This window comes from Pedobacter chinensis (genome assembly GCF_003339865.1).
Classification (GTDB): Bacteria; Bacteroidota; Bacteroidia; order Sphingobacteriales; family Sphingobacteriaceae; genus Pedobacter; species Pedobacter chinensis.
This window is the reverse complement of record NZ_QPKV01000013.1, coordinates 117,071-130,168: the sequence shown is the minus strand read 5'-3', so window position 1 is coordinate 130,168 and position 13,098 is coordinate 117,071. Positions and strand designations below refer to the sequence as shown.

At 38.6% G+C, this 13,098-nt stretch carries 8 protein-coding genes; all 8 read right to left on the bottom strand.

All coding sequences use genetic code 11. The features are described from left to right. Positions 1 to 17: 17 nt before the first annotated feature. The 8 genes from DU508_RS21485 to DU508_RS21450 all read right to left on the bottom strand — a co-directional run bounded on the left by DU508_RS21485 (position 18) and on the right by DU508_RS21450 (position 12,918). A complete protein-coding gene (locus tag DU508_RS21485; protein ID WP_115404717.1) occupies positions 18 to 1,154 on the bottom strand; it encodes a DUF4861 family protein in 1,137 nt (378 codons plus the stop codon). 104 nt (positions 1,155 to 1,258) lie between these two features. After that, positions 1,259 to 2,098 (bottom strand): 5-dehydro-4-deoxy-D-glucuronate isomerase, encoded by an 840-nt coding sequence (kduI, locus tag DU508_RS21480; RefSeq protein ID WP_115404716.1) that lies wholly within the window; start codon positions 2,096 to 2,098, stop codon positions 1,259 to 1,261. Positions 2,099 to 2,178: 80 nt separating this feature from the next. Further along, positions 2,179 to 3,405, bottom strand: a complete 1,227-nt coding sequence (locus DU508_RS21475) for a DUF2264 domain-containing protein (protein ID WP_115404715.1) — start codon at positions 3,403 to 3,405, stop codon at positions 2,179 to 2,181. Between the two features lie 66 nt (positions 3,406 to 3,471). Next, positions 3,472 to 4,659: a glycoside hydrolase family 88 protein gene (locus DU508_RS21470; protein WP_115404714.1), complete on the bottom strand. Its 1,188-nt coding sequence runs from the start codon at positions 4,657 to 4,659 to the stop codon at positions 3,472 to 3,474. A 30-nt stretch (positions 4,660 to 4,689) separates the two neighbouring features. Then, positions 4,690 to 6,759 (bottom strand): polysaccharide lyase 8 family protein, encoded by a 2,070-nt coding sequence (locus DU508_RS21465; RefSeq protein WP_158542225.1) that lies wholly within the window; start codon positions 6,757 to 6,759, stop codon positions 4,690 to 4,692. A gap of 92 nt (positions 6,760 to 6,851) precedes the next feature. Beyond that, on the bottom strand, positions 6,852 to 7,775 hold the full coding sequence (locus tag DU508_RS21460) for a DUF5017 domain-containing protein (RefSeq protein ID WP_115404712.1): 924 nt from the start codon (positions 7,773 to 7,775) through the stop codon (positions 6,852 to 6,854). A gap of 19 nt (positions 7,776 to 7,794) precedes the next feature. Beyond that, complete coding sequence (locus DU508_RS21455) at positions 7,795 to 9,699, bottom strand: RagB/SusD family nutrient uptake outer membrane protein (protein ID WP_115404711.1); 1,905 nt, start codon at positions 9,697 to 9,699, stop codon at positions 7,795 to 7,797. A gap of 21 nt (positions 9,700 to 9,720) precedes the next feature. Next, positions 9,721 to 12,918, bottom strand: a complete 3,198-nt coding sequence (locus tag DU508_RS21450; RefSeq protein WP_233509697.1) for a SusC/RagA family TonB-linked outer membrane protein — start codon at positions 12,916 to 12,918, stop codon at positions 9,721 to 9,723. Between the last annotated feature and the right edge of the window lie 180 nt (positions 12,919 to 13,098).

Here is a 13,098-nt window from a genome sequence, read left to right as displayed (position 1 = left end):
TCTTTATTTTTTGGTTATTATTTCACACTTACTTTTAAAGGTGATTTTAATTCATTTTGATATTTCTGTAGATAGCTGAACCACTCATTTTCATTAGTGATTTTACCTGCTTTATTCCATGCTGCGCCCGCATAATATACGTAAGGCACGTTATTTTTAACTTCAGTAATTCCCAAAGCCTGTTTAGATTGAGCTGTTGCAGATTTCAGGGAATTTAAGGTAACCGCGCCAACGCCTGTAATGCCATCATCACCATGAACGGGCTCCCAATATCCCAGTATGCCGTTTTTATCCAACAGGAGTTTTTTTTCATTTTCATTTCTGGTGGATAAGCCAATGGCTACCGGCAGATTTTTTCCTTGTGCAGAAAATGTATATAAATTTTCAATTCTATTGAGTTGTGAACCTGCATCAATAGAAATTGTTTTGGTAACTTTAACTTTAATTCCCGCAGCATCCCACTCATCGTAGGTTAATTGAAAAGACGATCTTAACGGACCATTATCCAAAACTTTTGAAGTTTTATAATTGCCAGAATAACGAACACTATCTTTCACGTATGGCGCCATTCCTCCTGCTCCCAAGGTAAAACCTACGCTGTAATAATCTAAACCATCTCCATGATCTTTATGATAATCATTCTTTTTATAGCGATCATTAATAACCAGTTTTGATGTCCTTTTTACCCAAACATCAATCCCGTAAGCATCTTCAGAAGTTTTTTCTAATGCCTTACCATACATCCTGAAAGCTATTTTGTCATTCTCCCATGCAAAATCATCTTTACGTTCAGGAACATAACGGGCATAAGTTTTTGGTGTAACAGCTTTTGGTTTTGCCGCAAAAATAATCAGGGTTAAATGCTCTTTTGCTTTGACAGAAACTTGCAGCAACAAATTCTGAACCTCTTTTTCCCCTTTATATTCCAACTGATGCGGAACCTCAGTTTCTGTATATTTATTCATGACCAAAAACTTTGCTGTATCGATTTTCGGATCAGCTTTTAAAATTTTTGTCCATGGAATGGAAACCAAAACATCGGCCCTCTCTATTGAAGAACCATTTTTAATAGTGATAATAGGGTATTTATCCTGAGCAAATGCATAACTCGTGATAAATAACAGTGAAAAGATGCAGTGAAAAAATTTTTTCATCAATTGATTATTTGCTAACTCAATTTTGTTTAATTAAACTCCTGGCATTTTCTGAATACCTAAAAATATAAGCCATGGATAATTTTCAGCCCTTATGGAGATTCTTACTTTAAATCTGTTATTGCACAGTGATCCATATCACCATAATCCAGATTCTCTCCAGCCATGCCCCAAATAAAAGTATAATTACTTGTTCCTGCTCCGGAGTGGATAGACCAGTTTGGCGAAATTACAGCCTGATCGTTTTGCATCCAGATGTGACGGGTTTCTTGCGGTTGCCCCATAAAATGGCATACGCTTTGGCCCTGAGGAACCTCAAAATAAAAGTAAGCCTCCATTCTTCTGTCGTGCGTATGTGCAGGCATTGTATTCCAAACACTTCCTGATTTTAGTTCAGTCATACCCATTTGCAATTGACAGGTAGGCAAAACACTATTAACCAAAAGCTTATTGATTACTCTGTGATTAGCGGTTTCAGGTGTACCTAACTCTACAATTTCAGCATCAGCTTTACTTACTTTTTTGGTTGGATAGGTATGGTGTGCGGGTGCAGAATTGAGGTATAATTTTGTTGGCTGAGCTGAATCTGCTGATTCAAAACTAACTTCTCTTGTTCCTTTTCCAATATACAGCGCCTCTTTATATGCTAATTCAAAGGTTTCGCCATCGGCAGTAACAATTGCATTTCCACCAACATTGATGATACCGAGTTCTCTTCTTTCTAAAAAATAGTTTGCTTTAAGGTCATCAGGGTTTGGTAAAGCTAATTTTCCTTCAACTGGCATGGCACCACCAACAATATAACGGTCAAAATGAGATAGAGTTAAATTTACCTGATTAGCTTCAAAAAGGTTTTCAATTAAAAAATTTTCCCGCAATGATGCAGTATCCATTTGTTTAACTTCTTTTGGGCTTTGAGCGTAGCGGCTTTCGAATTTATTCATTGAATTAGATTTGGAATGTGATTAAGACTGAAAAATCATTCTTATTCGCAAATATATTTATCCGATCGTTATTATTGGAATTAATACTCAACTTTATAATCCTTTTTCACTGATTGGCCATTCCAGGCCTTCAAACTGGTCCAGGGTGCAGGGGCATCAGTCCAAAACCTGTTATCAGCGGGTAAACCTAAATTTAAAAAGCCCAGCGTAGCTAAATATAAACTTCCTGTTGAGGTGTAAACATCTGCGATCATTGGTTGATGACCGTTAAAACCGAGCACCAACCAACCCTTGTCATCAAAATTCTGATTGCCATCAAACATATGATGAAACACTTTAGTTAAACCACAGCGAACTTGTGCCGGTAATACATATTCAGGCAATTTTTCCATTAAAGCAGCTTGTGCCAAAGCCTGAAAAGCAGCAGTACGATAAGTGATGGAGCGGCCAAAAGCCGGGTAAGTTCCTTCAGGCGAAATCAATCTTTCTAAAAACTCAGCATGTCTTATCATCCTTTTTAGCGCAACATCATAATCAGCCTGAGGTGCTTTTTTCTGATCGACCAATACTTTCAAAAGATCAACCAGCATAGGATGAATTACATAAGAGTTATAATAATCCATACTGAATTTATCACCATCGCTATACCAGCTATCGCCAACATACCATTCTTTCATTTTATTAATAGAAAACTGCACCCTCGCCGGATCATATTGTTCGCCAATACTTAATAAAAAACCTTCGGTTAAACCGGCAAACAAAAGCCAGTTATTATAAGCGCCGGTACGTGTTCTAAGCGATTTAAATTCTTCTATAAAACGTTTTTTAGTAATTTCATCTAAAGGCTCCCAAAGTGCTTTTGGTGCACGCAAAAAAGCATGTGCAACATAGGCTGCATCAACAATCGGCTGTCCTTCTGTTCTAAAGTTCAAATAATCGGCACTTGATGGATTTACTGCATTGGCAAGCCCTTTTAACAGCTCTTCCCTCATTGTTTTACGCAACTTCCCTTCTGATGAATCATCATCGGGAAGTGCAATCCATGGTGCTAATCCTGCCATGGTTCTGCCCAAAGCTTCCAAATAAGTTACCTTGGTTAAATTCAGTCCATAACCTGGTGCTTTTTCTAGCGGCATATTTTTTCTTAATGTTTCGTTGGCCAGATTATGAACTACCGGATAAGCAATTCGATTTAGGGTTTTTACCCAAAAAGCACGATCTTCTGCTCCCGTTACGCTCTTTTTATTTTGTGCATTGACCAGTGAAGAAATTAACAGCAAGGCAAAAAAGGTTATTTTAAATTTCATGTGCCGATTTTAATCAAATTGATTTCTAAATTATACAAAAAGAGAGTAATCTCTGTTCGTTAATGGTTACAAATACCATTTTTTATACCTTGCCAATGCTTCTAAATAATAATAATCTGCATAAATTAATGGTACATCAATTTCACTATTTAAAGGATATGCACCTGTACTATGCATGAGTAAATAACCTCCGTTTTCGCCTAATTTAGCATGATAGGCATCACTGGCCAATGAATAAATCATCGTTTCAGCAGAATTTTTAAACTCCTTTTTTTCTTCGCCATCGGTGTATTGTGCAAGCTCCAATAATGCTGAAGCCATAATCGCTCCGGCAGAAGCATCACGTTTCGCAAAAGGCACACCTTGTGCATCGAAATCCCAAAATGGAATCTTATCGGCAGGCAAGTTTGGATGATTTAAAATAAAGTGTGCAATTCCTTTTGCCTGATTTAAATAGGTCAGGTCTTTCGTAAAACGATACATCATGGTATACCCATATAATGCCCATCCCTGCCCGCGAGACCACGCTGAACAATCTGCCGCACCTTGCCAGGTTGCCTTTCTTTTCACAGTGCCAGTTTCTGCGTTATAATCAATTACATGGTATGAACTAAAATCAGGACGGAAATGGTTTTTTATCGTTGTATTGGAGTGGATAATGGAAATTTCCTTGAATTTCTTGTCGCCCCCGTTATCGCTTACCCAGTTCAACATCTCTAAATTCATCATGTTATCGATGATCACAGGATAATCCCAATATTTACTTTTATTCCATGATTGGATGGCCTTTACATTTGCATGATATCTGGTAGAAAGCGATTCTGCTGATCGCTGAATTATCGCTTTATATTCTGGCTTTCCTGTTAACCGGAAAGCGTTTCCAAAGCTGCAATACATCATAAAACCTAAATCATGATTCCCTGTAAAGGTTTGATTGGGCTCAATTACTTTTAAGGCTTCTTCAGCTTCTTTTTTTACTGATTCATCTTTAGTTTGCTCGTATATATACCACAAGCTGCCCGAATAAAAACCGCTGCACCACCATTTAATATCATAATTAACATGTTTCCCATCTTGAAAAGATTGAGGTGTTTTCCCTGCTGGAATGTTTTTCGCTAAAAATTTGTATTGATTTGCTGCAAATTTAAATTCATCATTAATAAGTTGCGACATTGGTTTACGTGCCGCATTCTGAGCAAATGAAACGGCATTTAGTAACACTAAAAATGTAATGATTAAACTGTTCTTGTTCATATTGTATGTGTAAATTTTCTAAGTAATAGATTAGTTTGTGATGCTAAAAATTGCTGTAGATCCTGCTAAAGCACCAACTGGCAGGTCGCAGATTAATGTTTTTTCAGTTTTAAGCTTTGGCATTTTAAGCTGAACCCGAATGCTCGAATTCTCCTGGGCAGGATCGGCGATATGCAAAATTGGTTTGGCAGTGTTTAAATCTTTAATATAAATGATACATGGCCTGTCTACTTTTACCAGCAGGTCATTGGTATTTAATGCTCCGGCTTTATGAAAAACGAGTTGGAGTATATCCAGTTCAATGTGTTTTACCGCTTGCAAATCTTCTGTATTCTTTAGTATTTCTATCCCATTGGCGTTGTACTTTTTCATTTCAGTTTCACTAATAGAAGGGATTACAACATAAGCATAACTAGCATTTTGAGGTTGTGCGCCATGATTAAACCAGATTTTAAACACTTCATGTTTTATTTCGTCCTTATTTTGGAGCTGATTAATCCGATACCAATTTCCTTTCTGGATTTGTTGTTTAATCTTTACATTTCCTCCGTTTGGGAAAAAATAACCGATACTGTCATGAAGTGTCCAACTTTTATTTTGAGTGCTGCCGGAGATTACATTCCCCCTCAACCAGGTTTGATTAATTGTTGTGGTAACGGTTTCTTTTGCTTCACTACTGATCCCTGCGCCAAGGCAAACCACTTCCCTATCAAAAAAGAACCATGCTTTTTTGGCCTGAACACTGTCATTATTTAAATCATAGGTAGATGCACCGTAAATTCCGTCACTAACGCCGCCCACAAATGTTGTTGTTCCAGGAATACCCCATTCTTTTTGAATGGTAGCTCCCTGATCAGTCGAATAATCTCTGCTGGTGGTTCCAGGTATTTTATCCCATTCCCATACAGGCATTAAATTGGCATACTCAGAACCGCTTCGCTGAATATTTGTTGCCCCATCAGAAAGAAACTTACCGAGAATATTTTCATTATTTCCGCGTTCTGTTCTTAATGTTCTGGCAGAAGCTGCCTGAATGCTAAAAGTATAAGCGGGACGAACATGCAAAGTGTAGCCGCTTTTCCAAAAAGCAGTATGCGATGGTTCTACTCCATAACGAGCAGTTTTTTGATTAGAAGTTCTTAAACCTGATGCATCCCAATAAGCCGAATTTTCAGGGTCGAACATTTTGATTTTGCTTACCATTTCGGAGACTAAGGCATTTAACGAATCCTTGCGGCTAATTCCTCTTCCCCGCACATTGAAATCGTAAAAAGAGCCACGTATGGTTTTGAGGAAGGTATTTTTCAAATAATTAACTAAAATGGCCAGCTGTGCTTTGGGCAATGCATATTCTGTATCTCTTAAGTAAAATGCAGCATTTACCGAATTTCCTGCGAATACTCTTCCATAGCTGGCTATAGCCTGTTGTTTACCATGCTGATAATAACTTCCATCTACCTGGACACCTTCTTTACCATCTTCAACAGCAATAGGTTCAAAAAGATATTTTGCAGCAGAATCAAGCGTGCTTTTATTTTTGGTTAAACAAGCACGATATAGATAATGTAAAGCTTCATCAGATGTATTGGCACCATCTCCAGCTCTTAATTTGCGAACCATGCGCTGGATTAATGCGTTTTCCAAATCATCTGGCAAGGATGTTTTGCCATTACGCATTAATATTAATGTTTGCCCAATTGCCTGTGGATAGAAAATATCATTATACCACCAGTTTTTATTTTTCGGATTCTTATCCAACCAATCTTGTAATGCGTTAACAATGGAATGATAAATCGTGGCATTTCCATACAATTTATTTGATGGACGGATATAAGCTGTTGCCATTTCTTTAATCTTCCTTAAAGGGTCATATTGTACATTCGCATAATCGATATTGCTCCAGCTTCCATCTGGTTTTAAGTTTACCATATCCTTAGTAATCTTTCCTGCAAGAATATCATCATTAATTCCGGCTTGTAAATCTGAGCTGATTCTGGACTGAATGGTATGAAAAGGTTCATCTTGTGCCGCAACAGAAAAGCTGACCAAAAAAACGGGAAAGAGTAAATACGATTTCAATTTTAATTGAAGGCTTATCATGGATTTTCTGTTTGTAAACTCGATCATAGTGAGTAATAAAAACCAACCTGCACCTCAACGTGTAAACAATGAGGTGCAGCCGGTATATTTATTTAAAGGATAACCTTAACATTAAACTCTTTTAATACCACCTGATTATCATCAGGTGTTGTATTGTAACTGGCAAAAGTGATTTTGTATTTTCCAACTGCGGCGTATTTATAGCTATAAGCCGTAAGCGCTGATGCCGTAATGTTTTTAACTGTAGCGGTTGGAACATCCGGAGCAACACGTCCAACGTACAATGGTTTACTAATAATCCAGCTGGTATTGGTAGGTGCTGTAGCTGCTCCGCCTACAATGGTCAAAGCAGTTGTTGTGGCTACCCATCTCGAACTTGCAGGCGACCATACATTTCCATAGCGTGTCCAGAATGCATTATCGCTGGCTAATGAACTTAAACTATAAGTGTAATCACTTAAAACATTATTTACAAAATAATCGGTAATGGTCCAGGTTCTTTGTGTTGACCCTGTAACACCATCATATTTAAAGGCAATAAACAAACTATCACTGGCACCTGTAACCAAATCTGATAAATTAACTATTCCGGTATTTACAGCTGTGGCGCTTATGGCAAGTGGCGTACGTGATGTGATATTTGTCCATGCTGCATTCACAACAGAAGCTGAATCTTTGGCTGGTAATTTATTGGTTGCCAAAACCTGCAAAGTATTGTTTTGCGTACCCCACTGTGCTGTACTTGTGAAAGATAGGGTTGGCTTTCCGAAAGCTGAAGACCGGGATTTGAATTCGTACTTATTTCCAGGCGTTCCGCTCCAAAACACAATATTATCGGCATAACCGCTTAAGGCAAATTTACAAGTATCGCCCAGTTTGAAAACCAATGTATCGCCAATAGTAGATCGGGCATTTGTTAATGCAATATCAACTGTGGGCAGATCTGTTGTAAGATCCTTTTTACAAGCTAAAAAGCATGTGCTGGCAATTAATATGGTATAGAATGAATATTTCATCTTTTTAGTTTTATGATAATTAATAACCTGGATTTTGTTTCAAAGCCTTGTTTAAATTCAACTCGTAAGTTGGTTTTGGCATAAGGCTGTATCGTGATGTAACGGTAATCAAACCCTGGTAACCGTTAATATTCCCGTTTCCAGCTGTAACCCCATCTGCGGCAGCATAATTTCCAAAAGCTTGCAAATCGCCCGCAAAATTCCCCCATCTTACCAAATCGTATTTTCGTGAAGCCTCGAAACACATTTCACGCATCCGTTCATCACGAATTGCTAATTGAAAATCTGTTTTACTTAAACCTGGAGTTAATAAATATTCAGTTCCATTGGTAATGGTTGCAGTCGCCGTTGCAGTAACCCCTGTTGCAGGTGGCGCAATGGTAACTGTAGGAGCAGAGGTAAAATATGGACCAGCAGTGGTAAGGTTTCCGCGACTGGTTAACTTAATTCCTGTAACCACACCACCTGTTGAAACAATGGCTGTTGCCGTTGCACCCGAACCACCTCCGCCACTGATGGTAACTAGCGGAGGATTTGTGGCAGAATAACCGGAACCGCCATTAACCACTGAAATATTTTTCACAATATTTCCATACATCGTACCATAACCCCGGCGGCGAACCTGATTTATGGCATCATAAGCCGCAGCGGTAGGACCGTTTACCTGATTTTCAGCTTCGGCTTTGATCAACAAAACATCAGCATATCGAATCACCGGCCAATTGGCGTTATAGGTACCGGAGTTTCGTATTTCTGCCGGGGCATACTCACGACGGAATTTACCTGTATTCATTTGCCACGGACTGGGGCGATCGGTTTTTACCCGGGTTCCGGCTGATGCATTGGTTGTCCAGATATAATCAGGACAGTTCCAGTCTCTTCGGGTATCCAATGATGCCTTATTAACCAGTGTACTCGATGGTTCTACTTCATAGCTATCAAATAATTTTTTGGTTATCCGCACCCACCCTGCTGCAGCATAAGAGGTTGGCTCAAAAGTTCCGTTTACAATTAAAATAGCCGAAATAATTCCGTTAAAATTACCAATGTCATTTCCGGTTTTGTTGGTTACTCCCGCTGCTGCACCTGCAGATCCCCATTCCAGAATATCTTCCTTCACATCATACTTATCCTGAAAAAGATTAATAAATACTTGCTTATAATCTGGGTTTAAGGCGTGTTGCCCGGAGTTGATAACCTTATCTGCATAGATAATGGCATCGGCATATTTACTGGTATCATTAACCGGATAACCTGCCCAATAAAGATAAACTCTGGCGAGCATTGCCTGTACCGCAGTAATCGTTACCTGATCATTATAGCCTAAACTTGCCGATGTACGTCCCTGTAATAAGGTTTCAGCTTCTTTCAAATCGGCAACAATTTGTGTATAGATAGCCGGTTGAGATGCAGCAGGAATATTAACCTCTGCAATACCTGGCTGATGCAGTACAAGTGGAACCTCACCAAACTGAATGGTTAAAAGGAAATAGTTATAAGCCCTTAAGAAAAGTGCTTGTCCTTTAATGTATCCACGTTGTTTCTCATCCATGGCTGGCTTATTGATATTATCAATTAACACATTTGCATTGTTGATAGCGATGTAAGGATATTGCCAGCAATCCTGAACATAAGAATGTCCTGCATCGTAAGTATAGTAAAGCCCTCTGGTTTCATTACTCGTAGCTCTATCAGGTAACATTTCATCGGTGGTGCTCACAAAATTAAAATGGTGGACTTGTCCATACATCCTTTCCAGCATCATGGTACTGTAAACACCATTTAATGCAATTTGAAGCTGATCTGCTGTATTGTAGAAATTAACCGGTGAATAAAAATCTGTGGGTTCTGTATCTAAAAATTTCTTGCATGATGAAGATAATCCCATCACGAATAAAAAAGCCAGAATATATTTATTTTTCATTTTCTTATTTTTTAATGGTGATTAAAATGTTGCGTTTAAACCAAATGTTACCGTAAATGATTGTGGGTATGTTCCATAATCAAAGCCTGGCGTTAAATTACCCGGACGGGCCGAAGCCTCAGGATCCAAACCTGAATAATTAGTAAAGGTTAACAGATTTTGTGCTGATGCATTTAAACGCAATCTTGACATTCCAATGCTTTTCACAAGCTTGCTGCTAAAATTATATCCTAACTGAACAGTTTTCAACCTTAAATAAGAACCGTCTTCTACCACTCTCGATGAATAATTTGGATTGACAAAACGACCGGCTTTGTAAAGCTCATTACTTGGGTTGGTTGGTGTCCAACGGTTTTCATAAGAAGCATATTGATTAAGTGTGAAGTTTCTTACAATTCCGCCTTCAAAAACATAACGGTTCGCGTTAATGATATTATTGCCATAACTCCATTGTAAAAACACACCTAAATCCCAGTTCTTATAGCTGAAGTTATTGCTAAACCCGCCAGTGTGAATCGGCAAGCCTCTTCCAATGATGGTATAATCGTTGGCATTAATGGTTAAATCGCCATTTAAATCTTTGTATTTAATATCTCCTGGTTGAACCGCTGCACCATTATTAGGAATATTAGGTTTCAGCGCATAAGTACCGTTAGGCATCTTATCGAAATCGCTGTATTGATAAATCCCATCGAAAATTAAACCATACATTTCACCAACAGAACGGCCTTTTACTGAAATATAGGGCGATAATCCTCTAAAACTGGTATCGAAGAAAGTACCTGAGCCTGCCAGTAATGAATTTTGACCTTCAGTTAATTCCAGAATTTTGTTTTTGTTGAAACTGATGTTGAAGTTACTCGTCCAGCGGAAATTTTTAGTAACGATATTAGTGCTGTTCAAAGTGATTTCCAAACCTCTGTTTTCCAGGCTTCCGATATTCTTAAAACCTGTTCCACTCTGTACACCATTTGCAAAAGGCAGGTTGGCATTCAATAATAAATCGTTAGTGGTTCTTTTGTAAACATCAACGGTTAAGCCTAATCGGTTTTTAAGGAAACTCATATCCAAACCGATGTTGGTTTGCGTGTTGGTTTCCCATTTTAAATCATAGTTTCCAGCGGCAGTAATTACCGAACCAATGGCAACGGGTTTGCCGTTAAATGAATACCAATACTGCGTATTCGCTAAGTTTAATTGAGGCAGGTAAGCAAAATCGCTCACACGGTTGTTCCCCGATTCACCATAGCCCAAACGAAGTTTAGCATCCGACAGCCATTTTACTTCTTTCAGGAAGTTTTCCTGGCTAAATCTCCATCCCACACTTGCTGAAGGGAAATAACCCCAACGGTTTGCCGGTGAAAACTTAGAGGAACCATCTGCCCTGAAACTTGCTGTAACTAAGTATTTGCCTTTAAAATCATAGTTCAATCTTCCCAAAAATGACATTAATGTCCATCTGGATGTGTTCACTGAAATTACGGTGTTTGCCGCAGGAACAAGGTCCAGAGCATCTAAGCCTAAACTCTCATTGGTAACCTGAGTAGCATAAATGGACCGGAACGAACTTTTATTACGTTGTGCTGAATATCCACCCAGTACGGTCAAGTTATGATTTTTGTTAAAGGTGTTTTTATAGGTTATGGTATTATCGCTTAACCAATTGAATACCGGGCTACTGGCAATGGTACCGTTTGGTCCTGATGAATTCCACTTACTTCCCGATTGCGTTTGTGAGTTATTAAAAATATTGGTGTCGTAACCGTTATTGTTAATTCCACCTGCAATTCTCAATTTCAGCTTTGGCGTAAAGGCATATTCTGCATATCCATTAGCAGCCAGGTTGGTACTTTTATATCTTGTTTGCTGATTGGCCAGACTGATCAGTGGATTTACACGATAATCCTGTGCCGAATTCCCTTCATTCGCCGGATCGTACAAACCACCCAGAAGATCAGAATTAGCATCTTTTCCGGATAATCCGTTCGTTGGCCGATATCCCCAAACAGAGTAAAGCAATACTGATGAAGCATAGAAGTTAGTTGCTGAAATTGGCGTTCCGAAACTTTCGCTGTAGGCATAATTCACATTAATGCCGGTTTTCAATTTATCGGTTACAATCTGGTCTAATACAAATCTTCCCTGATAGCGTTTGAATCCACCGTAAATAATAATTCCCTTTTGATCATTAAAGTTGCCAGATATGGAATAAGTGGTTTTATCATTTCCACCACGCAAAGCAATATCATGATTTTGATTCTGCCCGGTTTGATACACATAATCCTGCAAATCCAAGCCCTGAACATTCCGGTAATCATCAAGCGTTACCCCATTTTTAAGATAAGTTGAATCGGCCACGGCCTGATCCAGATCACGCAAATATTTCACATACTCATAAGGTCCCATAACCGGGATTTTTTTAGGTGATTTCTGAGCACCATAATAAGCATTATAAGTTAACTGCGGTTTTCCGGGCTTCCCTTTTTTAGTGGTAATTAAAACCACCCCGTTTGATCCACGCGCGCCATAAATCGCAGTTGCCGAAGCATCTTTTAATATATCTATACTTTCAATATCAGATGGGTTGATTGAATTTGCATTAGCATTTTCTGATGGAAAACCATCAATAACATAAAGCGGAGAGTTATCCTGAGAGATTGATCCGGCACCACGAATAACAATATTTGCTGTTGCCCCCGGTTGACCATCATTGGTAGAAACCTGAACTCCGGCCACACGGCCCGCCAAAGCCTGATCGAAAGATTTTACCGGTGCCTGCTCTAAATCTTTCATGTTAACTGAACCGATCGCGCCAGTTAAATCGGCCCTTTTGGTTGTTCCATAACCCACCACCACAACATCGTTTAAACCGGTTACAGAAGATTTTAAAGAAACATTAATGGTAGTTCTGTTGCCAACCGTCACTGTTTGTGAAGCATAGCCCACATAGTTAAAAACAAGCTGATCAGATGTTAAGGCCTGAATTTTAAATCGACCGTTTTCATCAGTTTGAGTAGTGGTTTTGGTACCCTTAACTGAAATGGATACGCCTGGAATGGTTTGATTAGTTTCGTCAGTTACTACACCAACAATGGTTTTGCTTTGTGCAAACACATTGAAGTTACTGGTTAGAAGTAAGATGAGCACTAATAAAAGCTTTGGGAACTTGCACACATTTTTAAGCATGAACACTTTACCCTGATTGTAGAGTTTACTCATAATGGATTGTTTAGATTGGTTATTGTTTTGCCTTTGAAGAATTCATTAAAAGAATGCCCTTTGGCTTGAACAAACTTATGATTTAAGGCAACTTTGAAGGGGGTAATTTTCTAAATAAATAGGGGTAATTTTCTAAAAATTTGGCAGAAATGCTTTTAAACCATACTTTTAACAGATTAC

What these genes read in the sequence shown, in the direction of transcription:
- DU508_RS21450 (WP_233509697.1), bottom strand. Translation starts at nt 12,918, where the DNA reads ATGAGTAAACTCTACAATCAGGGTAAAGTGTTCATGCTTAAAAATGTG.
- DU508_RS21475 (WP_115404715.1), bottom strand. Translation starts at nt 3,405, where the DNA reads ATGAAATTTAAAATAACCTTTTTTGCCTTGCTGTTAATTTCTTCACTG.
- DU508_RS21485 (WP_115404717.1), bottom strand. Translation starts at nt 1,154, where the DNA reads ATGAAAAAATTTTTTCACTGCATCTTTTCACTGTTATTTATCACGAGT.
- kduI (WP_115404716.1), bottom strand. Translation starts at nt 2,098, where the DNA reads ATGAATAAATTCGAAAGCCGCTACGCTCAAAGCCCAAAAGAAGTTAAA.
- DU508_RS21465 (WP_158542225.1), bottom strand. Translation starts at nt 6,759, where the DNA reads ATGATAAGCCTTCAATTAAAATTGAAATCGTATTTACTCTTTCCCGTT.
- DU508_RS21470 (WP_115404714.1), bottom strand. Translation starts at nt 4,659, where the DNA reads ATGAACAAGAACAGTTTAATCATTACATTTTTAGTGTTACTAAATGCC.
- DU508_RS21455 (WP_115404711.1), bottom strand. Translation starts at nt 9,699, where the DNA reads ATGAAAAATAAATATATTCTGGCTTTTTTATTCGTGATGGGATTATCT.
- DU508_RS21460 (WP_115404712.1), bottom strand. Translation starts at nt 7,775, where the DNA reads ATGAAATATTCATTCTATACCATATTAATTGCCAGCACATGCTTTTTA.